The organism is Streptosporangium sp. NBC_01755 (assembly GCF_035917995.1).
Taxonomy (GTDB): Bacteria; Actinomycetota; Actinomycetes; order Streptosporangiales; family Streptosporangiaceae; genus Streptosporangium.
Window position 1 is genome coordinate 6374202 of the sequence record NZ_CP109131.1, and the last position, 22401, is coordinate 6396602.

General features: G+C 68.6%; 23 protein-coding genes and 1 riboswitch. Of the genes, 19 read left to right on the forward strand and 4 right to left on the reverse strand.

Features of this window, described 5'->3' with window-relative positions; genetic code table 11:
* Positions 1-197: 197 nt before the first annotated feature.
* On the reverse strand, positions 198-1352 hold the full coding sequence (locus OG884_RS30250; protein ID WP_326638498.1) for a ScyD/ScyE family protein: 1155 nt from the start codon (positions 1350-1352) through the stop codon (positions 198-200).
* A 79-nt stretch (positions 1353-1431) separates the two neighbouring features.
* Positions 1432-2151, reverse strand: a complete 720-nt coding sequence (locus OG884_RS30255; RefSeq protein ID WP_442811560.1) for an acyltransferase — start codon at positions 2149-2151, stop codon at positions 1432-1434.
* A 186-nt stretch (positions 2152-2337) separates the two neighbouring features.
* Between OG884_RS30255 and OG884_RS30260 the strand changes: the two genes are divergently transcribed.
* From OG884_RS30260 to OG884_RS30330, 15 genes are all read left to right on the forward strand, one after another.
* A complete protein-coding gene (locus OG884_RS30260; RefSeq protein WP_326638502.1) occupies positions 2338-4008 on the forward strand; it encodes a CTP synthase in 1671 nt (556 codons plus the stop codon).
* Positions 4005-4652: an NUDIX hydrolase gene (locus OG884_RS30265; RefSeq protein WP_326638503.1), complete on the forward strand. Its 648-nt coding sequence runs from the start codon at positions 4005-4007 to the stop codon at positions 4650-4652. The genes OG884_RS30260 and OG884_RS30265 overlap by 4 nt, the downstream gene beginning before the upstream one ends.
* A gap of 12 nt (positions 4653-4664) precedes the next feature.
* Positions 4665-5591, forward strand: coding sequence for a tyrosine recombinase (locus tag OG884_RS30270; RefSeq protein ID WP_326647042.1), 927 nt, complete (start codon positions 4665-4667; stop codon positions 5589-5591).
* Positions 5592-5690: 99 nt separating this feature from the next.
* A complete protein-coding gene (locus OG884_RS30275) occupies positions 5691-6638 on the forward strand; it encodes a ParA family protein (RefSeq protein ID WP_326638505.1) in 948 nt (315 codons plus the stop codon).
* A gap of 30 nt (positions 6639-6668) precedes the next feature.
* Complete coding sequence (locus OG884_RS30280; RefSeq protein ID WP_326638507.1) at positions 6669-7493, forward strand: segregation and condensation protein A; 825 nt, start codon at positions 6669-6671, stop codon at positions 7491-7493.
* Entirely contained in the window at positions 7486-8079 is a 594-nt protein-coding gene (gene scpB, locus OG884_RS30285) for an SMC-Scp complex subunit ScpB (protein ID WP_326638509.1), read from the forward strand. The genes OG884_RS30280 and scpB overlap by 8 nt, the downstream gene beginning before the upstream one ends.
* On the forward strand, positions 8079-9929 hold the full coding sequence (locus tag OG884_RS30290; RefSeq protein WP_326638510.1) for a pseudouridine synthase: 1851 nt from the start codon (positions 8079-8081) through the stop codon (positions 9927-9929). Before scpB ends, OG884_RS30290 begins: the two co-directional genes overlap by 1 nt.
* A gap of 80 nt (positions 9930-10009) precedes the next feature.
* Positions 10010-10369 (forward strand): chorismate mutase, encoded by a 360-nt coding sequence (gene aroH / locus OG884_RS30295; protein ID WP_326638512.1) that lies wholly within the window; start codon positions 10010-10012, stop codon positions 10367-10369.
* A 34-nt stretch (positions 10370-10403) separates the two neighbouring features.
* The gene (locus OG884_RS30300) at positions 10404-11477 is read left to right on the forward strand and encodes a prephenate dehydrogenase (protein WP_326638514.1); all 1074 of its coding nucleotides are present in this window, start codon (positions 10404-10406) and stop codon (positions 11475-11477) included.
* Positions 11478-11660: 183 nt separating this feature from the next.
* Positions 11661-12317, forward strand: a complete 657-nt coding sequence (gene cmk, locus OG884_RS30305; protein WP_326638516.1) for a (d)CMP kinase — start codon at positions 11661-11663, stop codon at positions 12315-12317.
* A complete protein-coding gene (gene der / locus OG884_RS30310) occupies positions 12314-13738 on the forward strand; it encodes a ribosome biogenesis GTPase Der (RefSeq protein ID WP_326638518.1) in 1425 nt (474 codons plus the stop codon). Before cmk ends, der begins: the two co-directional genes overlap by 4 nt.
* Before the next feature lie 560 nt (positions 13739-14298).
* Positions 14299-15630: a group II intron reverse transcriptase/maturase gene (gene ltrA, locus OG884_RS30315; RefSeq protein ID WP_326635403.1), complete on the forward strand. Its 1332-nt coding sequence runs from the start codon at positions 14299-14301 to the stop codon at positions 15628-15630.
* A 398-nt stretch (positions 15631-16028) separates the two neighbouring features.
* Positions 16029-16571: an RICIN domain-containing protein gene (locus tag OG884_RS30320; RefSeq protein ID WP_326638519.1), complete on the forward strand. Its 543-nt coding sequence runs from the start codon at positions 16029-16031 to the stop codon at positions 16569-16571.
* 140 nt (positions 16572-16711) lie between these two features.
* On the forward strand, positions 16712-17251 hold the full coding sequence (locus OG884_RS30325) for an RICIN domain-containing protein (protein ID WP_326638521.1): 540 nt from the start codon (positions 16712-16714) through the stop codon (positions 17249-17251).
* A gap of 140 nt (positions 17252-17391) precedes the next feature.
* Positions 17392-17940, forward strand: a complete 549-nt coding sequence (locus OG884_RS30330; protein WP_326638523.1) for an RICIN domain-containing protein — start codon at positions 17392-17394, stop codon at positions 17938-17940.
* Between the two features lie 35 nt (positions 17941-17975).
* Here the strand turns inward: OG884_RS30330 and OG884_RS30335 are convergent, their stop codons facing one another.
* Positions 17976-18377: a DUF397 domain-containing protein gene (locus OG884_RS30335; protein WP_326638524.1), complete on the reverse strand. Its 402-nt coding sequence runs from the start codon at positions 18375-18377 to the stop codon at positions 17976-17978.
* 33 nt (positions 18378-18410) lie between these two features.
* Positions 18411-19265 (reverse strand): helix-turn-helix domain-containing protein, encoded by an 855-nt coding sequence (locus tag OG884_RS30340; RefSeq protein WP_326638525.1) that lies wholly within the window; start codon positions 19263-19265, stop codon positions 18411-18413.
* 329 nt (positions 19266-19594) lie between these two features.
* On the opposite strand from OG884_RS30340, the gene OG884_RS30345 reads away from it, so the two are divergent.
* The 4 genes from OG884_RS30345 to OG884_RS30360 all read left to right on the forward strand — a co-directional run bounded on the left by OG884_RS30345 (position 19595) and on the right by OG884_RS30360 (position 22399).
* Positions 19595-20125 carry an ATP-binding protein gene (locus OG884_RS30345; protein WP_326638527.1) on the forward strand — a complete coding sequence of 177 codons (531 nt, stop codon included), beginning with the start codon at positions 19595-19597 and terminating at the stop codon, positions 20123-20125.
* Between the two features lie 184 nt (positions 20126-20309).
* Entirely contained in the window at positions 20310-21074 is a 765-nt protein-coding gene (gene cobF / locus OG884_RS30350; protein WP_326638529.1) for a precorrin-6A synthase (deacetylating), read from the forward strand.
* Between the two features lie 250 nt (positions 21075-21324).
* Positions 21325-21471: riboswitch (adenosylcobalamin (AdoCbl) riboswitch) on the forward strand.
* 3 nt (positions 21472-21474) lie between these two features.
* Entirely contained in the window at positions 21475-21663 is a 189-nt protein-coding gene (locus OG884_RS30355; protein WP_326638530.1) for a CbtB domain-containing protein, read from the forward strand.
* A 10-nt stretch (positions 21664-21673) separates the two neighbouring features.
* On the forward strand, positions 21674-22399 hold the full coding sequence (locus tag OG884_RS30360) for a CbtA family protein (RefSeq protein WP_326638532.1): 726 nt from the start codon (positions 21674-21676) through the stop codon (positions 22397-22399).
* The last annotated feature ends 2 nt before the right edge of the window (positions 22400-22401 follow it).

Sequence of the window (22401 nt, forward strand, 5' to 3'; positions counted from 1 at the left end):
AGCCCGCGCGTTCCGGAGATGGGCCACTGGACATGCGGTCGGCGGACATGAGGGGGACATGAGGGGGACACGAGGGGGACATGAGGTCGGCGGACATGAGGCGGACATGAGCATGGGGCGGATATGAGAACGACGAGGGGCGCGCCCCCTCGTGGGACGCGCCCCTCGTCGTTTTCCAGTGCTACTCGGAAACAGTGCTAATCGGAAACGGGGACTCGGAGCACCTCGCCCTTCCCCGGGGCCATGGCCTTGTTGGACACGTAGACCGCGCCGTCGGGACCGACGGCCACGCTGAGGGGGCTGACCAGCGTGCCGGGCTTGAGGATTTCGGTGCGGCTGCCGTCGGACTCGATCCGGTAGACGGCGCTCTTGCTCATGCCGTCGGCCGGGAGAGGTCCGACCGAGCCGAGGACGACCAGCCGGCCCTGGGCGTCGAAGGCCACGTCGGCGACGGTGGTGAAGCCCTTGGCCGCGGTGGTGACCTTACCGTTCTTCAGGCGGAACACGCGCGCCATGCCCTCAGGGTTGGGGAACCCGCCGTGCTCGGCGACGTAGTGGGCGCCGTCCGGGCCGGCGACGATGCCCATCGGCACCGACTGCATCGGAATCTTGCTGCCCTTGGGCATCTTGAGGAGCGGCGGGGCGGCCACGGATCGGGCATGGAAGACCACCTCGGTGCTGACGCCGCCCTTCTTGCCCACCCGCAGCACGGAGTTGCCCCCGGTGTCGGTGACCAGCGCTCCGCCTCCGGGTAGCGCGGCCACTCCGAAGGGGTAGGAGTCGACCATGCTGCCCTTGTCCTTGCGGTCGGGATTGTGCTTGGTCTCGTGAGCGGCCAGGTCGGCGACGGAGACCTGCCTGCCCTTCTTTGACAGGGTCAGCAACGTGCCCAGGCCCCGGGCCTTGGGGCCGAGCTTGGCGCGGAAGGCGGTGTCGCCGGAGAAACCGATCGTCACCAGCAGATCGCCCTTCGCCGTGAGCGCCACATCGTGCGGACCGAGCGCGAACGGACCGCTGGCCGCCGAGGGCAGGCCGTCGATCAGAACCGAGGACTTGCCGTCCTTGAGTGTGCTCACCTGGCCGGTCAGGCCGAAGCACATCTTCTCCGGCTTCTCGCCGGGCAGCGCGGGAGGCGCGGCGCACTTGATCTTGCCGCCGTGGCCGGACTCGGCGATGTAAAGCGTGCCGTCGGGGCCGAACGACAGGCCGCGTGGGCTGTCGAGGTTCTTGACGAGGACCTCGACGGTGTCGTCGGCCGCCTGTGCGGCCCCGCCGGGCACGAGCGTCAGGGCCAGCGCGGTGACCGCCCCGGAAGCCGCCGCCAGCAAGCGACGAACACGAATTTCATTCACAATGATCCCCTCCGCGGCCACCTCGCCACAGGGGCGGCGAGGACGAACGAGGGAGAAGCTATGAGCGGCGCCCGCGTGCTCACAAGGGAAGTTCCCCTAAATCCACCTGCGCCGATGCCGATTTCCGTCCAGCGGGTGACACGGCTTCCGCCGTCAGGGGGACGATGTGCGGTCCGGAGACGGACACGCCGTTACTGTGAGGCGGTAGCCAGCCCTGGCCCGGTACGTAGTGGCGTACCACCTTGGCGGGGATGCCCGCGATCACGCTGTGGTCGGGGAACTCCCCGCGCACCACGGCCCCGCCCGCCACCACGCACTGCCTGCCGATCCGGGTGCCCGGCAGGATGATCGCACCGGTGCCCAGCCATGATCCCGACCCGATGGAGACGGGGTTGTTCCGCGGCCACTGGCGGCCGATCGGTGCCTCGGGGTCGTCGTAGACGTGGTTCTGGTCGGTGATGTAGACGTAAGGGCCGGTGAAGACGTGGTCGCCGATGTCTATCGACTGGTGGCCCACGATGTGGCTGCCCCGGCCGATGGAGCAGCTTCCGCCGATCCGTACGATCGAGTTCGGGCCCAGGTCCATCCCGAGGCCCATGCCCGCGGAGACGGAGACCCGCTCGCCGATCAGGGTGTGGTCGCCGATCTCGATCCAGGCCTCGCCGAAGATGGCCCCGACCGGGAACGACAGGCAGGCGCCCTCGCCGAGGCGCCGGAACCGGTATCCGGCCGGACTGGTGGGACTGACGGCGCCGGCCGCGCGGACCGCCGCCCAGAGTCGGTGGATCAGGCTGCCCAAGGCACGTCGTACCACCCCACGAAGTGACATAACGGATCAAATTACCGCTTGGTCGGGTTTTAGAGGAATGAGGGTGGGGGTCGTTCGGGCACTTCGCCGGTACCGTTTGATATTCTGAGAGCCCGTGGACCTGTAGGCCATTCATAAGGGTGTGCCGACTGATCTTCAACGACCACGGGAGCATTCTTGCGCAGCGCCGCACACACCAAGCATCTGTTCGTCACAGGCGGCGTCGCCTCCAGTCTGGGGAAGGGACTGACGGCGTCGAGCCTCGGGCGTCTTCTCAAGCTGCGCGGCCTGCGGGTCACCATGCAGAAGCTCGACCCCTACCTCAACGTCGACCCCGGCACCATGAATCCGTTCCAGCACGGCGAGGTCTTCGTCACAGACGACGGCGCCGAGACCGACCTCGATGTCGGCCACTACGAGCGGTTCCTCGACACCGAACTGCACGGCTCGGCCAACGTGACCACCGGCCAGGTCTACTCCAACGTCATCGCCAAGGAACGACGCGGCGAGTATCTCGGTGACACCGTGCAGGTCATCCCGCACATCACCAACGAGATCAAGGACCGCATCCGGTCGATGGCCGGCCCCGACGTGGACGTGGTCATCACCGAGGTCGGCGGCACCGTGGGCGACATCGAGTCGCTGCCCTTCCTGGAGGCCGTCCGCCAGGTCCGCCACGAGGTCGGCCGCGACAACGTGTTCTTCCTGCACGTCTCGCTGCTGCCGTACATCGGGCCGAGCGGGGAGCTGAAGACCAAGCCGACCCAGCACTCGGTCGCCGCGCTGCGCAGCATCGGCATCCAGCCCGACGCGGTGGTCCTGCGCTCCGACCGCCCGGTCACGAACGCGATCAAGCGCAAGATCAGTCTCATGTGCGACGTCGACGAGGACGCGGTCGTCTCCGCCATCGACGCCGCCAGCATCTACGACATCCCCAAGGTCCTGCACTCAGAGGGCCTGGACGCCTACGTGGTGCGCCGCCTCGGCCTGCCCTTCAGGGACGTCGACTGGAAGGAGTGGGAGCAGCTCCTGCGCCGGGTGCACCGCCCGGCCAACGAGGTCACGATCGCGCTCGTCGGCAAGTACATCGACCTGCCCGACGCCTACCTGTCGGTCACCGAGGCGCTGCGCGCCGGCGGTTTCGCCAACGACGCCCGGGTCAACATCCGCTGGGTGAAGAGCGACGACTGCGAGACCCCCGAGGGGGCGGCCCGCGAGCTCGACGGCGTCGACGGAGTCCTGGTCCCCGGCGGCTTCGGCGTGCGCGGCATCGAGGGCAAGGTCGGCGCGATCCGGCACGTCAGGGAGAACAAGATCCCGCTGCTCGGCATCTGCCTCGGCATGCAGTGCATGGTCATCGAGGCGGCCCGCAACCTCGCGGACATCGAGGACGCAGGCAGCACCGAGTTCGACGAGGAGACCGCCCACCCGGTCATCTCCACCATGGCCGACCAGCAGGACGTCGTCTCCGGCGAGCGCGACATGGGCGGCACCATGCGGCTGGGCCTCTACCCGGCCAGGCTCGGTGAGGGCACGCTCGCCCGTCAGCTGTACGGCATGACGAAGGTCGACGAGCGCCACCGCCACCGTTACGAGGTCAACAACTCCTACCGCGAGCGGCTGGAGAAGGTCGGCATGGTCTTCTCCGGTCTCTCGCCGGACGGCCGCCTGGTGGAGTACGCCGAACTGCCCACCGACACCCACCCCTTCTTCATCGGCACCCAGGCGCACCCGGAGTTCCGCTCCCGGCCGACCCGCGCGCATCCGCTGTTCAAGGGCCTGATCGGCGCCGCCCTGACGTACGCGGAGATCCGCGGCACCGTCGCCAAGGCCGGGCGGGGCAAATGAGCGGTACGCGAGAGGGGGAGAACGGGGGCGTCCTGGAGGTCATGGACGTCCCGGAGGAGTGGAAGGTCACCTCCTCCACCGAGCACTTCCGCGCCCGGGTCATCACCGCGGTCACCGACGCGGTGGTCATGCCGGAGGGTGAGGTCGTCAACCGCGACTACGTGGTCCACCCCGGCTCCGTGGTCGTCGTCGCCCTCGACGACCGGGAGCGGGTCCTGCTGATCCGCCAGTACCGCCACCCCGTCAGACGGCTGCTGTGGGAGCTGCCCGCAGGGCTGCGCGACGTCGACGGAGAGTCCCTGCGCGCGGGGGCGGCCCGCGAGCTCGCCGAGGAGACGGGCTACCGGGCGGGCACCTGGCACACCCTCGTCGACGCCTTCCCCTCGCCGGGAATGAGCGACGAGCGCACCCGGATCTTCCTCGCCAGGGACGTCAGTCCCATTCCCGAGGGGGAGCTGGACTTCGTCCAGCGGCATGAGGAGGCCGACATGCCGGTGGTCTGGATCCCCCTGTCCGACGCGGTTCGGCGTGCCATGGCGGGAATGATCCACAATTCCCAAGCCGTGGCCGGTATTCTCGCCGCATACGCCGCTTCGGCGGATGGATTCGCCTCGCTGCGGCCCGCCGACGCACCGGAGGCATGACAGGAGGACACCCTGAGCGAGAAGGAGGCCGTCCTCTTGCGCTACCTCGCCCACCTGGCGGGGGAGCGGGGCCTGGCAGCCAACACACTGGCCTCCTACCGCCGTGACCTCCTGCGATACGTGGAACACCTGGAACACCGCGGCCGTGTCACTTTCGCCGAGGTCGCCGAGGACGACGTCGCCGCCTTCGTGGCGGCCCTCAGGGAGGGCGACGGGGAGCATCAGGCCCTCGTCGCCGCCTCGGCGGCGCGGGCCGTCTCCGCGGTGCGTGGTCTGCACCGCTTCGCGCTGAGCCAGGGTATCTGCGGGCACGACCCCGCCCACGAGGTGCGCCCGCCGCGCCAGCTCAGGCGGCTGCCCAGGGCGATCAGCGTCCGCGACGTGGAGCGTCTGATCGCCGCCTCGGGGCCCGACGGCGCTCCACTCACCCTGCGCAACCGGGCACTGCTCGAACTGCTGTACGGCACCGGCGCGCGCATCTCCGAGGCCGTCGGGCTCACCGTCGACGACGTCGAGTTGGGGGCCGAGGCCCAGCGGGTGCGCCTGCGGGGTAAGGGCGGGCGCACCCGCCTGGTGCCCCTGGGCGACTTCGCGGGGGCGGCGCTGGGCGCCTACCTCACCCGTGCCCGCCCCCGCATCGCCTCCCACGGCCACGGCACCTCGGGGCTTTTCCTCAACGCCAGGGGCGGCCGGCTCACCCGCCAGGGTGCCTGGGAGGTCCTCCAGGGCGCCGCCGAACGCGGCGGGCTCGAAGGAGTGTCACCACATATGTTGCGACATTCGTTCGCAACCCACCTCCTTGACGGCGGTGCGGACGTTAGGGTGGTTCAAGAACTACTCGGCCACGCCTCGGTGACCACCACCCAGGTGTACACACAGGTCACGGTCGACAAGCTCCGCGAGGTCTATGCCGCCGTGCATCCGCGCACGCGGGATTGACCTTCCTTATGTCCGGGCGTGCCGCCTTGCCGCATACGTGTTGACGCCATAGTGTCCGTCCGGACGGTCCGGTTAGAGGCCGTCAGGGAGGTTCGACTGGTGACTGTGACCACCGACGGTTCTATCCGGGGAGCGGCCCCGGCAAACCCCGAGAATCCCTGGGGCGACACCAAGACCGCCGGGACCCCTCGCAGTGGGGGAGTCCTCGGCCCGACCGGGCGTCCCCGACCCGTTTTCCCCGACCCGCCCCCTCGCACCGTGCACGGACCGGCGAGGGTCGTCGCCATGGTCAACCAGAAGGGTGGCGTCGGCAAGACGACCACCACGATCAACCTGGGCGCCGCGCTGGCGGAGGCCGGGCTCAAGGTTCTGCTGGTCGACTTCGATCCGCAGGGTGCCCTCTCGGTCGGTCTCGGGATCAACCCCCTCCAGCTCGACCTGACGGTCTACAACCTCCTCATGGAGCGGCAGATCACGGCCAGGGACGTGCTGCTGGAGACCGGCGTCGAGGGCATGGACCTGCTGCCCAGCAACATCGACCTGTCGGCCGCCGAGGTCCAGCTCGTCACGGAGGTCGCCCGCGAGCAGGTGCTCGGCCGGGTCATCAAGCCCCTCCTGCCCGAGTACGACGTCTGCCTGATCGACTGCCAGCCCTCGCTGGGGCTGCTCACGATCAACGCGCTGGCCTGCGCGCACGGCGTCATGGTGCCGCTGGAGTGCGAGTTCTTCGCGCTGCGCGGTGTCGCGCTGCTCATGGACACCATCATCAAGGTCCAGGAGCGCATCAACGACGAGCTGGTCATCGAGGGCCTGCTCGCCACCATGTACGATGCGCGCACCCTGCACGGCCGCGAGGTGCTGGCCCGGGTCGTCGAGGCGTTCGACGACAAGGTCTATCACACGGTGATCAACCGGACGGTCCGCTTCCCTGACGCGACCGTGGCAGGTGAGCCCATCACCAGCTTCGACTCCTCCTCGCTCGGCGCCAGTGCGTACCGCGAGCTCGCCAGGGAAGTTCTCGCCAGGTGGGCCGCGCTGGAGCGGTGATCCCGCCTCCCGGTGCGGGACAATGGAGGGATGACCGAGCAGTCGAAGATCGCCGATGACACCTTCAAGGTGCATCTGGAGGTCTTCGAAGGCCCTTTCGACCTCCTGCTCGGTCTGATCTCCAAGCACAAGCTGGACATCACCGAGGTCTCGCTCAGCCAGGTCACCGACGAGTTCATCTCCTATATCCGGGGCAGGGGCCCGGAGTGGGACCTGGACCAGACGAGTCACTTCCTGCTCGTCGCGGCGACCCTGCTCGACCTCAAGGCGGCCAGGCTGCTGCCCGCCGGCGAGGTCGACGACGAAGAGGATCTGGCCCTTCTGGAGGCCCGCGACCTGCTCTTCGCCCGCCTCCTGCAGTACCGGGCCTACAAGGAGGTCGTCAAGGTCTTCTCCGCCAGGATGGCCGAGGAGGTGCTGCGCTTCCCGCGTACCGTGCCGATGGAGGCCCAGTTCGCGGGCCTGCTGCCCGAACTGATCCTCGGTATCGGTCCCGACCGCCTCGCTGAGATCGCCCGGCGGGCCTTCGCCCCCAAGGTGCCCCCGTCGGTTTCCGTGGCCCACATCTACCAACCGCTCGCCAATGTCCGCGATCAGGCGGTTATCCTTGTTCAGCGGCTGCGGCGGTTGCGCAGGGCGACCTTTCGGGCCCTCACCTCCGACTGCGCCGGAACATTCGAGATCGTCGCCCGTTTCCTGGCGGTTCTGGAGCTCTACCGGGAGGCGGCCGTCTCCTTCGAGCAGGTGGAGCCTCTCGGGGAGCTGCACGTGACCTGGACCGGCAGTGACGACGGTGACGTCGCCGTGGCCGACGACTACGACGAGACCCCGGAGGGAGAACCCGCCGATGACTGACACGGCATCCGAGCCTGATCTGCGGGCCGGGCCTGATCTGAGCGCCGGGCCTGACCTGCGCGCCGGGCTGGAGGCCGTCCTGCTGGTGGTCGACGAGCCCGTCGCCGAGGTGACCCTCGCCCAGGTGCTGGAGCGGCCCGTCCATGAGGTCGGCAGGGTGCTCCGGGAGCTCTCGGCGGAATACACCGAAGCCGGGCGGGGTTTCGACCTGAGAGAGGTCGCGGGCGGCTGGCGGTTTTACACGCGGGCCGAGTGCGCGTCACTCGTGGAGCGGTTCGTCCGCGACGGCCAGCAGACGCGTCTGACCCAGGCCGCGCTGGAGACCCTGGCCGTGGTCGCCTACCGGCAGCCGGTGAGCCGGGCCCGGGTGGCGGCCATTCGCGGTGTCAACAGCGACGGCGTCATGCGCACGCTGATGACGAGGGGGCTGGTCGAGGAGGCCGGCACCGAACCGGAGAGCCAAGCCGTGCTCTACCGGACAAGTTCGTATTTTCTCGAGAGGATGGGCCTGCGGGAACTCGGTGAGCTTCCCGAACTGGCGCCCTTCCTGCCCGACGACATGGAATCCCTAGAGGAGCAGAAGTAGTGAACAACAGCCGTAGCACCCCGTCCGGTGAGGGACGCGGTCAAGGCCGTGGCGGAGCCCCGCGCGGTGGCAATCCCCGTGGGGGCTCGCAGTCCGGTGGATTCCGGGGTGGATCCACCCGAGGTGGATCCTCCCGAGGCGGATCCTCATCCGGCGGGTCCCGTGGTGGTTCGCAGGGCGGTTTCCGTTCGGACGGTCCGCGCCGTGATGACCGTGGTGGTTCGCAGGGTGGTTTCCGCGCCGAGCGTGACGGTTCGCGTAGCTCGTACGACAGGCCCTCGGGTGCTTTCCGCTCCGACGGCCCGCGTCGGGATGATCGTGGTGGTTCGCCGGGTGGTTTCCGTTCCGACGGTCCGCGTCGGGATGATCGCGGAGGTCCGTCGTCTGGTGGGTCCCGTGGCGGTTTCCGTTCGGACGGTCCGCGTCGGGATGATCGCGGTGGTTCGTCGTTCGGCGGGTCTCGCGACGGTTCGCGCGGCTCGTACGGCAGGCCCTCGGGCGGTTCGCCGGGTGGTTTCCGTTCCGACGGTCCGCGTCGGGATGATCGTGGTGGTTCGCCGGGTGGTTTCCGTTCGGACGGTCCGCGTCGGGATGATCGCGGTGGTTCGTCGTTCGGCGGGTCCCGTGACGGCTCGCGGAGCCGGTACGGCAGGCCCTCCGAGGGCTCCCAGGGCGGCTACCGGTCCGATGCCCCGCGTCGGGATGATCGCGGTGGTTCGTCGTTCGGCGGGGCCCGTGACGGCTCGCGGAGCGATTTCCGGTCCGATGCCCCGCGCCGCGACGACCGCGGCGGTTTCCGCGCGGACCGGGACGGCTCGCGTGGCAGGCCCGGCTCCGACCGTGGTCGCGGCGGCGCGCCCGCCGGTGGTTCCCGTGGCCGCTTCGGCAGGACCGGCCGCCGGGACGACGTCCAGACGATCGGCGGTGACCGCGCCGGGGCGTACGGCGAGCGTCGCGCCTCCGCAGACCGGCCCACCGGCCGCGCCCCGGAGGCGAAGGCCGCGAAGGCCCCGCTGCGGCCCGGCACGATCGCGAACGACAGGTTCAAGACCGCCCGCCAGCCCAAGCGTGACTCCGACTTCTACGACCGCGACTACGTCGACGAGCGCGACACCACCGAGGTCCCGGACGGCGTCCGGCTGCAGAAGGTCCTCGCCCAGGCGGGTGTCGCCAGCCGCCGGGCCTGCGAGGACATGATCGGCGACGGCAGGGTGACCGTCGACGGCCAGGTGGTCCGCCGCTTCGGCGCCCGGGTCGACCCCGCCAAGCAGGTCATCCACGTCGACGGCAAGCGCCTGCCGACGATGCCCGACCTGGTCTACCTCGCGATCAACAAGCCGATCGGCGTTGTCAGCACCATGTCCGACCCGGACGGCCGCCCCTCGCTGGCCGACTTCGTGGCCGACCGCACCGAGCGCCTGTTCCACGTGGGCCGTCTCGACACCGAGACCGAGGGCCTGATCCTGCTCACCAACGACGGTGAGCTGGCCAACAGGCTCACCCACCCGAGCTACGGCGTCCAGAAGAAGTACTGGGCCAAGGTCCCCGGCCGGATCGAGCGTGACCTCGGACGCCGCCTGAAGAAGGGCGTCGAGCTGGAGGACGGCCTGGCCAAGGCCGACTCCTTCGGCCTGGTTCAGGAGCACGGCCAGCAGGCCCTGGTCGAGATCGTGCTGCATGAGGGCCGAAAGCACATCGTCCGCCGCATGCTGGAGGAGGTCGGGCACCCGGTTATCGACCTGGCCCGTATCGAGTTCGGCCCGGTCAAGCTCGGCCGCCTCAAGCCTGGCACCGTCCGCGCGCTGACCCTCACGGAGGTCGGGGAACTCTACGCCGCCGTCGGGTTGTAGCCTTCCCTGACATGCGCGTTCAGGATGCGCCGGATCACCCCCAGGGGTGGTCCGGCGTGGGTGGATATGGAGGAACGACGATGGTGCGGGCGATCCGCGGTGCGATCCAGGTCGAGGCGAACGACCGGGACGCGATCCTGTCCGGGGTTGCAGAACTGGTCACGGAGGTGATGGGGCGAAACAGGCTCACCACCGAGGACGTGATCAGTGTGATCTTCACGGCCACGCCCGACCTCACCGCCGAGTTTCCCGCTCTGGCCGCCCGCAAGCTCGGCTTCCACGACGTCCCGCTGATCTGCGCGTCCGAGATCGACGTGCCGGGCGCCCTGCCCCGAGTGGTGCGGCTGATGGCCCACGTCGAGGTCGACCGGCCCCGCCAGGATGTCCAGCATGTCTACCTGCGTGGCGCGGTCGCCCTTCGCGTGGACATCGCCCAGTGAGTCCTTTAGACATCATGATCTCGGGGGAGTGGGGGTGAGCGCTCTGGAGAGCGTCCTGGTCGTCGGTACGGGGCTGATCGGCACCTCGATCGCCCTGGCCCTGCGCGAGCACGGCGTCGCCGTCCATCTGGCCGACCGTGACGAGGGCTCCCTGCGGCTGGCGCGCGAGCTGGGCGCCGGTGTGGAGTGGGCCGAGGGCGTGCGGGTGGACATCGCGGTCATCGCGGTCCCGCCGCACGCGGTCGCGGGGCGGCTCGCCGCCCTCCAGAAGGCCGGCGCCGCCTGTTTCTACACGGACGTGGCCAGCGTCAAGGCCCTTCCGCTCAGGGAGGCCGCGAGCCTCGGCTGTGACCTGACGAGCTACGTCGCAGGGCATCCGCTCGCCGGCCGCGAGCGCTCCGGGCCCGCCGCGGCGCGGGCCGACATCTTCCTCGGGCGCCCGTGGGCGCTCTGCCCGACCGAGGAGACCTCGCCCGACGCGGTGGAGGCCATGTACGGCCTCGTCAAGCTCTGCGGCGGCGAGGCGGTCAGGGTCGGCGCCGAGGAGCACGACAGGGCCGTCGCGATCGTCTCGCACGCCCCCCACGTGACCGCCTCCGCGGTGGCAGCCCGCCTCGCGGACGCGTCGGCCACCGCGCTCGGCCTGGCCGGACCCGGGGTGCGCGACGTCACCCGCATCGCGGCGGGTGACCCGAGGTTGTGGACCGGGATCCTGTCGGGCAACGCGCTGCCGGTGGCCGAGGTGCTGGAGGCGGTGGCGGCCGACCTGGCCGCCGCGGCCGCCGCGCTCAGGGAGGCCGCCGATCCCGAGGCCATGGCCCGCGTCACCGAACTGCTGTACCGGGGCGTCACGGGCACCGGCAGGATCCCCGGCAAGCACGGAGGTCCCGCGCGCGCCTACGCGACGGTCCAGGTCATCATCGGCGACCGTCCCGGCGAGCTGGCCCGGCTGTTCCAGGTGGCCAAGGAGGCGGGTGTCAACATCGAGGACGTCCGGCTTGAGCACGCCCCCGGTCTGCCGCTGGGCGCCGCCGATCTCTCGGTGCAGCCGGAGGAGGTGCCGAGGCTGTCCGAGGCCCTGCGCGCGCACGGCTGGCACCTGCCGTAGGCGCCTGCCGCACTCCGTGCACGGACCGTCATGATCGTCCGGCGCGGCTGCCACTTCGGCGTCTGGGGCGGTCTGCCACAGGGGCCACCCTCGCGGCGGTCCGCTCGCTCGATGCGCGGTTCCTGCCCGGCTCCCGGTAGCCTCGTACGGACAACTGAAGCGGGCTGTAAGGGAGAAGGCGTCGTGACCGGACTGGTCGTCGCCATGGACGGTCCTTCGGGATCGGGCAAGTCGAGCGCGTCACGAGGGGTGGCGCGGGCGCTGGGGCTGCGTTATCTCGATACCGGGGCGATGTACCGGGCGATCACCTGGTGGATGCTCCAGCGGGGCGTCGATCTCGCCGACCCCGGGGCGATCACGGCCAGGGCGCTCGACCCGATCCTCACCCTGGGCACCGACCCCGACGCTCCCGCGGTGGCGGTCGACGGCATCGACGCCGCCGCGCCGATCCGCACCGCCGAGGTCACCGCGGCCGTCTCGGCGGTCAGCGCGGTGCCCGAGGTACGGCGCCGCCTGGTGGCCGAGCAGCGTGAGATCATCGGTTCCGGCGGCATCGTCGTCGAGGGCCGTGACATCGGCACGGTGGTGGCGCCCGACGCGGTGGTCAAGATCTATCTGACCGCGAGCGCGGACGCCAGGGCGCTGCGCCGCACGGCGGAGCTCACCGGCACCACGGTGGAGGCACAGCGGGCCGCGATGGCTCGCCGCGACACCCTTGACTCGACCAGGAAGGCAGACCCGCTGGCGAAGGCGGCCGACGCCGTCGAGCTCGACACCACGGCGCTGAACCTCGAAGAGGTCATCGCCGAAATACTGCGTGTGATTAAGGAAAAGGCGTGACCGGGGAATACGACGACGACAACGGCTGGATCGACGCGGAGCTCGCCGATTCAGGGACCGATCACAGCTCTCAGGAGGCGGGGCCGGACACCGCCCCGCAGCCGGTCGTGGCCGTGGTGGGCCGCCCCAACGTGGGCAAGTCCACACTGGTCAACCGGATCATCGGCCGCCGCGAGGCGGTCGTGGAGGACGTGCCGGGGGTGACCCGCGACCGGGTCACCTACGACGCCACCTGGCGCGGGCGCCGGTTCACGGTGGTCGACACCGGTGGGTGGGACCCGGACGCGACCGGCATGGCGTTGAAGATCGCCGAGCAGGCCCAGGTGGCGGCCGAGCTGGCCGATGTGATCCTGTTCGTGACCGACGCCGTGGTGGGCGTGACCGACGCGGACGAGATCGTCGGCCACGTGCTGCGCGCGTCGGGCAAGCCGGTCATCCTCGCCGCCAACAAGGTGGACAACCAGCAGATGGAGCTGGAGGCCGCCGGGTTGTGGTCCCTCGGCCTGGGCGAGCCGCAGCCGGTCTCCGCCCTGCACGGCCGCTCCAGCGGTGACCTGCTGGACGTGATCCTCGACAAGCTGCCGGACACGCCCGAGCAGCGGTTCGGCGCCGAGCGCGGGCCGCGCAGGGTCGCCCTGGTCGGCAAGCCCAACGTGGGCAAGTCCTCGCTGCTGAACCAGCTCGCCGGCCAGGAGCGCGTGCTCGTCGACCCGATGGCGGGCACCACCCGAGACCCGGTGGACGAGCTGATCGAGCTCGGCGGCAAGCCCTGGCGCTTCGTCGACACCGCCGGTATCCGGCGGCGCGACCGTGAGCTCAAGGGCGCCGACTTCTACGCGAGCATGCGCACCAGGGCCGCGCTGGAGCGCTCGGAGATCGCGGTGGTGCTCATCGACGCCAGCGAGGTGCTGACCGAGCAGGATCTGCGGATCATCTCGCTGGTGATCGAGTCAGGCCGGTGCATGGTCGTGGCGTTCAACAAGTGGGATCTGCTGGACGAGGACCGCCGCTACTACCTGGAGAAGGAGATCGACCGCCAGCTGGTCCGCGTGCCGTGGGCGCTGCGGGCCAACATCTCCGCCAAGACCGGCTGGCACGTCGAACGGCTCGTCCCGGCGATCGAGAAGGCGCTCGACTCCTGGTCGACCCGGGTGCCCACCGCCCGCCTCAACGCCTTCCTGACCGACCTGGTCGCGGCCACCCCGCCACCGGTCCGCAGCGGCAAGCAGCCCAAGATCCTCTTCGCCACGCAGGCGTCGACGGAGCCGCCGAAGTTCGTGCTGTTCACCTCGGGCTTCCTGGAGGAGACCTACCGTCGCTTCATCGAGCGCCGGATTCGCGAGGAGTTCGGCTTCGCCGGATCGCCCATCGAGGTCACCATGAAGATCCGCGAGAAGCGCCAGGGGCAGAAGAAGAAGTAAGAACCCCATCACGAACGGCCCGGCCCGCGCCGGGCCGTTCGTCGTGTGCGCCCAGCATGGGCGATCGCTTGGGGGTGTAAGTCCCCTGGAGGAAGAGGTGGTGCTAACTCCGAGCCGGAGGCAAGGGCGTCGTCGTGAGGCGGGGTCTGGAGGAAGCCCGAGGCGAAACCCTGCACCGAGGGATACGAACCGCGTAGAAGGCGGGTCGATCTGGGTGAGCCTGCACGCGAAGGCGAAGCCCGTCACCATCGACAGGATCGGCACGTAAACGCGGCGGGCGTAGGGGGAAAGTGGTCGTTCTTACCTGGGGAGATCTGCTCGGGTGTCGGTTGTGCTGTTGGTGTCGCCGCGCCGACGGGTCTGGTCGTGAGGCCGGGGTCTGACCGGGCAGAAGTCAGCAGAGGCCGTAGTACCGGTGAGGGGAACGGACAATCAGCCGGGAAGGGCCGAACGTCGAGTGTCACGGTGGAAGGTGAGGTGCTCGTGCCGGTCGCGGTGATCGCAGCCACCCCGCGAACGCGGGCCCGTGGTGGGAGGAGACGGTGAGTCCGTCAGTGCCCATGGCGGAGCGTAGTGGCCGGTCGGTGCCCTTGTCGGAGGCGGTGATCCCTGGCCTGGAGGTGTCGGTGTGGGAGGAGTTCCTCTCGCCGGGCAACCTGGGCAGGGCGTTGAGGCGTGTGGAGGTCAACCGGGGCGCGCCGGGTGTGGACGGGATGGGCACGGAGCAGTTGCGGCCGTGGATCCGTGAGCACTGGGCGGGCGTGCGGGAGGCTTTGGACGCGGGTGGCTACCGGCCGTTGCCGGTCCGCCGGGTGGTGATCCCCAAGCCCGGAGGATCAGGGGAGCGGTTGCTGGGAGTGCCCTCTGCGCTGGACAGGTTGATCCAGCAGGCGATCGCGCAGGTCCTGACGCCGATCTTCGACCCGCATTTCAGCGGGGCCAGTTTCGGGTTCCGTCCCGGCAAGTCCGCTCATCAGGCGGTGCGGGTCGCGCGGCGGGCGGTCGAGGATGGCCATCGGTGGGTCGTGGATGTCGATTTGGACCGGTTCTTCGATCGGGTCGATTTCGACATCCTGATGGCGCGGGTGGCGCGCAAGGTGTCTGACCGCAGGATGTTGAGGCTCATCCGGGCGTATCTGGAGGCCGGGGTGATGATCGACGGGATCGTTTCGGCGAGCAGGGAGGGGACCCCGCAGGGTTCCCCGCTGTCGCCGATCTTGTCGAACATCATGCTGGATGATCTGGACCGGGAGTTGTGGCGGCGCGGTCATCGGTTCGTGCGCTACGCCGACGACCTTCGGGTCTTCGTGCGCAGCAGGCGAGCTGCCACGAGGGTGCTCGACTCGGTGACAACCGTGGTCGAGCAGCGGTTAAAACTCAAGGTGAACCGGGAGAAGTCCTCGGTCCGGCACGCGCGTGAGGCGACGTTGCTGGGGTTCGGGTTCTACTTCTCCCGATCAGGCGTCGGCATCCGGGTCGATCCCAAGGCGATGAGCCGGTTCAAGGATCGCATCCGGGAGTTGACCAGTCGCAGGTGGAGCGTGTCGATGATCTGCAGAATCGACAGGCTCAATGCCTACATCACCGGGTGGATGGCCTACTTCCAGCTCGCCGGGCTGTCACGGCGGCTGCGTGAGTTGGATAAGTGGCTGCACCGCCGGATGCGGCAGATCCGCTGGAAGGAATGGAAGCGCTGGGCGGCCAGGCGTCGGAACCTTCGCCATCTTGGCATCCCTGACCGCACCGCGCGGGAATGGGCGGCCAGCAGCAAGGGGTACTGGCGCATCGCCGGGTCAGTGGTCCTTCAACGGGCTCTGCCCAACGCTCACTGGGATGACCTTGGTCTGCTGGGCCTTCAGAACACCTGGCGCAGGCTCAGAACCACGGCTTGACGAACCGCCGGATGCGGGCCCGCATGTCCGGTGGTGTGAGAGGGGGACGGGCGACCCGTCCCCCTACTCGATTTCCGAGGTCCCGCCGTTTCCGGGGTCCCGCCGCGCGGATCTCCCCTGCCTGCCGGTGAAGGACGGACTCGCACCGGTGAACGGGCACCGAAACCGTTCGCCATTCTTTGATCTTGAACCAGAAGCTGTTTCGCGCTCGCGAACAGGCTCCGGACAACCTCGTCGGCCGTCGCGCGTTGTTCGGAAACGCCTGCCCCCGTCCTCACTTGACGAGGCGCTACCGGGGGTGCGACACGAGTTGATTACCTGACGTAGTTGGTCGCTACGTTGGGTGATTCGTGTTATCAAGGGTTTGTTGATCTTTAAGGAGTATCTCGGGAGGTTCGATGAGACTCGTTAGCGTCGGCCAGGTCCTGGCTCTCGCCGCGACCCTGCTTGTCGTCCCGTTCGCCGGCGCGCCGGCGGCGGATGTCGTGGCCGCCGGTGCGCCGGGGCGGGTTGAGGGGAGGTTCAGGGCCAACCTGGTGGCCCGGCACAGTGGCAAGTGCCTGGACGTGGTGGCCGGTGGGATGGAGGACGGGGCCAACGTCCAGCAGCGGACCTGCGACGGGAAGGAAAGTCAGGACTGGAGCCTGACGGCGACGGGTGGTGGCTACTACACCTTCAAGGCCATGCACAGCGGTAAGTGCCTGGACGTCGTGGGCGACAGCAGGAGCATCGGAGCCGGCATCCAGCAGTGGACCTGCATGATCGGGGCCCGTAACCAGGAGTGGGGGCTCAGCCAGAGGGACGACGGTTACTTTGTTCTGGTGGCCCGCCACAGCGGCAAGTGCCTGCAGGTGATGGACGGTGACGTGCGTGATGGTGCCCGACTCCGGCAGTGGACCTGCGTCAGGGGATGGAAGAACCAGGAGTGGCGGCTCGCGTGACTCGACGGTGCGGACTCGCCTGAGCTGAGGGTCCCCGGGACGCGACACGATATCGATTACTTGGCGTAGCGAGTCGCTACGTTGGGTGATTCATGTTATCAAGGGTTTGTTGATCTTTAGGGAGCGTATCGGGAGGTTCGATGAGGCTTTTTCACGCTGGTCAGGTGTTTGTCCTGGCGGCGGCCCTGCTTGCCGCTCCGGCGGCCGCGCGGGCGACGGCCGGTGGGGTCGCCGGTGTGCAGGGAGGGCTCCGAGCCAAGTTCGCCGCGATCCTGGTGTCCCGCAACAGTGGCAAGTGCCTGGACGTGCTGCACTCCGCCATGAAGGACGGGGCCGACGTTCAGCAGTGGACCTGCGACGGCGGCGCCAATCAGGAGTGGAACCTGACGGCGACCAACGCTGGTTACTACACCATTCGGGCCGCGCACAGCGGTAAGTGCCTGCATGTGATGGACGGTGACCTGCGCGCTGGGGCCAACGTCCGGCAGTGGACCTGCACGAGCGGGCGCTACAGCGAGGAGTGGTGGCTGGGCCAGAGGGCCAACGGTTACTTCGTCCTGGTGGCCCGCCACAGCGGCAAGTGCCTGGACATGCAGGGGAGCGGCACGGGGGATGGGACCAACGCCCTGCAGTGGACCTGTGTCAGGGGGCGGGCGAGCCAGGAGTGGCGGCTTGCCTGAGCGGGATTTCCGCCGGTGGTGATGGTCTGTCGCCCGAGGACGCGACACGATATCGATTACTTGGCGTAGCGAGTCGCTACGTTGGGCGATTCGTGTTATCAAGGGTTTGTTGATCTTTAGGGAGCGTATCGGGAGGTTCGATGAGGCTTTTTCACGCTGGTCAGGTGTTTGTCCTGGCGGCGGCCCTGCTCGCCGTTCCGGCGGCCGCGCGGGCGACGGCCGGTGGGGTCGCCGGTGCGCAGGGAGGGCTCCGAGCCAAGTTCACCGCGATCCTGATGACCCGTCACAGTGACAAGTGCCTGGATGTGTTCACCCTGAGTGATGAGCTGAAGTTGGGGGCCGATGTCCAGCAGTGGCCCTGTAGCGTCGACCATCAGGGCCAGGAGTGGAACCTGACGGCGACCAGCGACGGCTACTACAACTTCAGGTCCACAGACAGCGGTTTGTGCATGGAGGTGGTGCCGAACGACAGGCACAGTGGTGCCGGCCTCCGGCTGTGGACCTGCGTACCCGGACATCGCAACCAGGAGTGGAAGCTCGTCCAGAGGGACAACGGTTACTTCGCGGTCGTGGTCCGGCACACCGGCATGTGCCTGGACGTGCAGAACGGTCTGATCGTGGACGGGGTCAACGTCAAGCAGGTGACCTGTGTAAGGGGACGGAAGAACCAGGAGTGGCGGCTCGTCTGAGCCGGTGGCATCGGCTCCCGCCAGGTGGTCGCGGGTCAGGCGTTGGCCGGGATGCCGAGGAGCCAGGGAAGGGTGAACTCGCCGTCGTGGGTTACGCCGTCGAGGAAGGCGTGCCATTCGTCGAGGGTGTAGTGGACGGTGGGGGTGTCGTTGTCTCGCACGGTGATGTGTTCGCCGTCGAAGCCGATGAGCAGGAGGCCTGCGAGGAGGGTGGGGGAGTTCAGTTTCTGGGGGGTGAGGTTGCCCGCTTGAACCTGGTCGAGGAGGGTGAGCCAGGTCTTCGGGGTGATGGCGATGGTGGGGCCCTGGGGGGAAGGGTTGTTGGAGTTGTGCAGCCAGACGGTGGTGCCGTCGAATCGGGCTTCGACGCAGTTGCTCTGGGCGCCGCTGCGAGTGCTCTTACGCCAGATTCCGCAGGAATACCGATCGCCAACCATCGTTGAGCGTCCTTCCTGGATAAATCATGCCATTTAGAGCGTAACGGCTATCTCGCTGAGAAAGGAGTCTGATTTATCGGGACTCAGGGCAAGGCCGCAGAGGTGATCGAAAGCCCGTAGATACTGCTCGACGCTGTGTTCGTCCTCGATGTAGGCGTCGGTGTTCATCGTTTCGACATGCGCGACGTCCAAGCTGGGAAGACGCAGGATGGTGAAGGCGCCTGACATTCCAGGATGAGGTTGGCTGGTGAACGGCAGAACCTGCAGTGTGACGTTGGGCCACGCCGCGCACTCGCGTAGATACTCGATCTGATCACGGAAGACCTCGGGGCCGCCGATGGGGTGGCGGAGAGCGACCTCGCTGATCAGGGCGCGTAGGGTAACCGGTTCCTGCCTCCTGAGGATGGTCTTGCGTGTCGTCCGGACGGCGACGAACTCCCCGAGCTCGGTGGCGCTGCTCAGACCTTGCATGGCGGACACGAACGTCCGGGCATACGCCTCCGTCTGTAGTAGCCCCGGCATCAGATAGGCCTCGTAAGTTTGGATCTCGGTCGCCGTCGATTCGAGCCGTATCAGGTCTACGTACGAAGGCGCCAACGCGTCGCCGTGCTCGACCCACCAGCCGCGCCGTTCCTGCTGTATCTCAGCTGCGACGACCATGAGCTTGTCGCGGACGTTTAGGTCGGTGACTCCGTAGGCGTCCAGGATCGGAGGCACGTCGCGGGGTGGGATACCGACGATGCCGTTTTCGATGCGGCTGAGTGAGGCCGTGGAGCGTTTGCATTTGTCTGCTGCTATGGCAAGTGAGGGGATTCCCGCCGCCGCTCGAAGTTCTGCCAGCTTCGCGCCGAGCCAGCGCTGCCGAAGTGACGGTATGTCTGTGTTCATTTTCCCTCCCGCAGTGATGAGCCTGATCAAGGTGAGCCGAAATTGGAACTTGGCGTAACTATTTCGCTCAACCAGCTTGCGCACCGGAACCGCAAAGCTCACTGTAGACCTCAGCAGTCGGTCACCAAGGGAGATCGACCAAAAGCGTTTCGTAATCAAGGTCGAGCAGGCTCGGTGCCTGAAGTGTCGGGGACGCCGCTCTCGTCGCGGGAGGTGACGACCGTGAGGATCTGCCGGGCGGTGGCGTACCGCCATGGAGTCGAGTCGTGTCAGGCGGCTGTGGAACGTTCCCGGGCCGATCGGCACCGTGGACGAGGGAAGGGACAGGGATGATCGTGAAGCGTTCGCGTGCTCTGATCGTCGGCGGGATCTCCGGATTGTTCCGGGGTAGACGGTTCAACGGCGCTGATCGGAGGTTCTCGGGTTTGGACTGGCAGCTGTTCGCGCTGGACGTGCTGTCCGCCTCCCCGAGCTTTTCCCGCCGGTTCGCGGCCACGGCCTCGCAGGTCAGACCCGCACGCACCTTCGTCGCCGACCTGCTGGGGGAAGAGCACCCCCGTAGGGACGACGCCGTCCTGCTCACCAGCGAGCTTGCCGGGAACGTGATCCGGCATGCCGTCCAGCGGGAGTTCCTCGTCTCGCTGGCGTTCGCGACCGGCGGCGTGCTGGTCGCGGTCCGGGACTGCGGTTCGTCCAGGATCCCCTACCCGAGGCAGGCGGAGGAGGAGGCCCCGAGTGGCAGAGGGCTCGCCCTGGTCGACACACTGGCGGCACGCTGGGGCTTCCACCGATCCCCCGGAAGCACGAGCGTCTGGTTCCAGCTCGCCACGCCCTCGCCCGGCCTGGGCGGCGACGGCTGATCATGCGGGGTTGTTCCCGGAGGCGTGACCGGCGTCGAAGGTGTTCATCCGCAGCTCTCCGGTGGCTGAGGCGCCGTTGCGGGACAGCACATGGACGCGGCGGCCGTGCGGGTGGATGGGGTGGACATCCGCCGGGGCGGCCCCCTGTGGCGAGTCTCGAAGCGGTACGGGCAGACTCTGGCAAGTGAAGCGAATCCTCATCATCGGCATCGGCGCCGGTGATCCCGACCATCTCACCCTCCAGGCGGTCAAGGCCATCGCCCGTACCGACGTGTTCTTCGTCCTGGACAAGGGTGAGGCCAAGCATGACCTCGTCCAGTTGCGGCACGACCTCGTCGACGCGCACGCCCGCCCGCCGTACCGGATCGTCGAGGCCGGTGACCCCGAGCGTGACCGGACCACCCCCGCCTACGCCCCCGCGGTCGAGGACTGGCGCTCGCGCCGCGCCGACATCTGCGAGCGGTTCATCCGTGACGAGCTCGACGAGGGGCAGACGGGTGCCTTCCTGGTGTGGGGGGATCCTGGCCTGTACGACAGCACCCTGGCCATCGTCGAGGAGATCCACCAGCGGGGCTCGGTCCGGTTCGAGCACGAGGTGATTCCCGGTGTCAGCAGCGTGTCCGCACTCACCGCCCGGCATCGCGTCAGCCTGACCCGGGTCGCCCGGCCGGTGCACATCACCACCGGCCGGCGTCTCGCCGAGGAGGGGCCCTCGGCCGACGACGTCGTCGTCATGCTGGACGCCCACTGTGCCTTCGCCGATCTGGGCGCCGATCTGGGCGACGACTTCGACATCTACTGGGGCGCCTACATCGGCACCCCGGACGAGATCCTGGTCGCCGGACCGGTGTCCGAGGTCGCCGACCGCATCCGCGAGCTGCGTGCCGAGGCGCGGGCGCGCAAGGGCTGGATCATGGACACCTACCTGCTCCGCAGGGTGTCCCGCTGAGCACCTGCCGCGGCGGCCTCCGGAGGCCGCCGCGCGTCCGGCCGGTGTCCGGAGGCCGATCGCACCGGCTTTCTCGGTCCGCCGTCGCCGTCACGGTCGTATGGCTCGCGAAGAAGAGGCTCACCTCCAGAAACCTCGTCCATCCCGGGCCGGTGAGCGGGTCGTGACGGCCGGATCGGCAGACGGAACCGGATCCGGCATGCCGCAATGAATCACCTTATGTTGACTATCCACTACAAAAAGAGTTACATTTCGGACGATTTCGCGGTGGTCCGAGGGAAGTCCGGTGAGAAGCCGGTGCGGTCGCGCCACTGTATCCGGAACGCGAGTTCCGGGAGCCAGGTTACTTGGCCGCCGCGTCCTCATCTGTCGGGACGCGTCATCCCCAAGGAGGCTACTCATGCGTGAGCTGTCCGTTTCACAGCCCGTTCCCCTCTCCCACCTGGCTCGCTGGCTCGTGGCGGTTCCGCTGCTCCTGCTGGTGGCCTACCTGGTCACCTTCGACCAGGGGGCGGTGTCGCAGGCGGGCGACTATCTGCACGAACTCATGCACGACGGGCGCCACCTGCTCGGCGTTCCCTGCCACTAGGCCGCGCGTCGTGATACGTACCCTGCTGCTCCGCGGCCTGCTCGTCGGGCTGGTCGCCGGGCTGATCGCCGCCGTGTTCGCCTACCTGCTCGGCGAGCCGAACATCGACCAGGCCATCGCGCTCGAAGAGGCCGCCGCGCACGCCCAGACCGCGGCCGGGCACTCCCACGGGGAGGAGGCGCTGGTCAGCCGGTCCGGCCAGCAGGCCGGGCTCTTCCTCGCCCTGGCCCTGTACGGCATGTCCGTGGGAGGCATCTTCTCCCTCGTCTTCGCCGGGCTGCGCGGCCGGATCGGACCCCGTTCCGACGTGGTGCTGGCCGCGACGATGGCCGCCACCGCGTTCGTCGCGATCGTGCTGGTGCCGTTCGTCAAGTACCCGGCCAACCCGCCCGCCATCGGTGATCCGGACACCATCGGCAGCCGGACCACGCTGTACCTGGTCCTGGTCGCCATCGGCCTGCTGTCCGTGGCGCTGGGTGTGGCCTGCGCCCGCAGGCTGCCGGCCCGGCCCTGGCTCGCCGGCGCGGCCGGCTTCCTGGTCCCCGTCATCGTCACCCTGTTCGTGCTGCCGACGATCAACGAGGTGCCCGACGGCTTCCCCGCCCAGTTGCTGTGGGACTTCCGGGTGTCCTCCCTCGGCACGCAACTCGTGCTCTGGTCGGCCATCGGCGTCCTGTACGGCGTCGCCGTCCAGCGCGCCGTCCGCCGCGACGCGCTCGCGGTGGCCCCGAACTGAAC

What these genes read in the sequence shown, in the direction of transcription:
- OG884_RS30265 (WP_326638503.1), top strand. Translation starts at nt 4,005, where the DNA reads ATGAGCGGTACGCGAGAGGGGGAGAACGGGGGCGTCCTGGAGGTCATG.
- OG884_RS30280 (WP_326638507.1), top strand. Translation starts at nt 6,669, where the DNA reads ATGACCGAGCAGTCGAAGATCGCCGATGACACCTTCAAGGTGCATCTG.
- scpB (WP_326638509.1), top strand. Translation starts at nt 7,486, where the DNA reads ATGACTGACACGGCATCCGAGCCTGATCTGCGGGCCGGGCCTGATCTG.
- aroH (WP_326638512.1), top strand. Translation starts at nt 10,010, where the DNA reads ATGGTGCGGGCGATCCGCGGTGCGATCCAGGTCGAGGCGAACGACCGG.
- ltrA (WP_326635403.1), top strand. Translation starts at nt 14,299, where the DNA reads ATGGCGGAGCGTAGTGGCCGGTCGGTGCCCTTGTCGGAGGCGGTGATC.
- OG884_RS30320 (WP_326638519.1), top strand. Translation starts at nt 16,029, where the DNA reads ATGAGACTCGTTAGCGTCGGCCAGGTCCTGGCTCTCGCCGCGACCCTG.
- OG884_RS30325 (WP_326638521.1), top strand. Translation starts at nt 16,712, where the DNA reads ATGAGGCTTTTTCACGCTGGTCAGGTGTTTGTCCTGGCGGCGGCCCTG.
- OG884_RS30330 (WP_326638523.1), top strand. Translation starts at nt 17,392, where the DNA reads ATGAGGCTTTTTCACGCTGGTCAGGTGTTTGTCCTGGCGGCGGCCCTG.
- OG884_RS30335 (WP_326638524.1), bottom strand. Translation starts at nt 18,377, where the DNA reads ATGGTTGGCGATCGGTATTCCTGCGGAATCTGGCGTAAGAGCACTCGC.
- OG884_RS30340 (WP_326638525.1), bottom strand. Translation starts at nt 19,265, where the DNA reads ATGAACACAGACATACCGTCACTTCGGCAGCGCTGGCTCGGCGCGAAG.
- OG884_RS30345 (WP_326638527.1), top strand. Translation starts at nt 19,595, where the DNA reads ATGATCGTGAAGCGTTCGCGTGCTCTGATCGTCGGCGGGATCTCCGGA.
- OG884_RS30355 (WP_326638530.1), top strand. Translation starts at nt 21,475, where the DNA reads ATGCGTGAGCTGTCCGTTTCACAGCCCGTTCCCCTCTCCCACCTGGCT.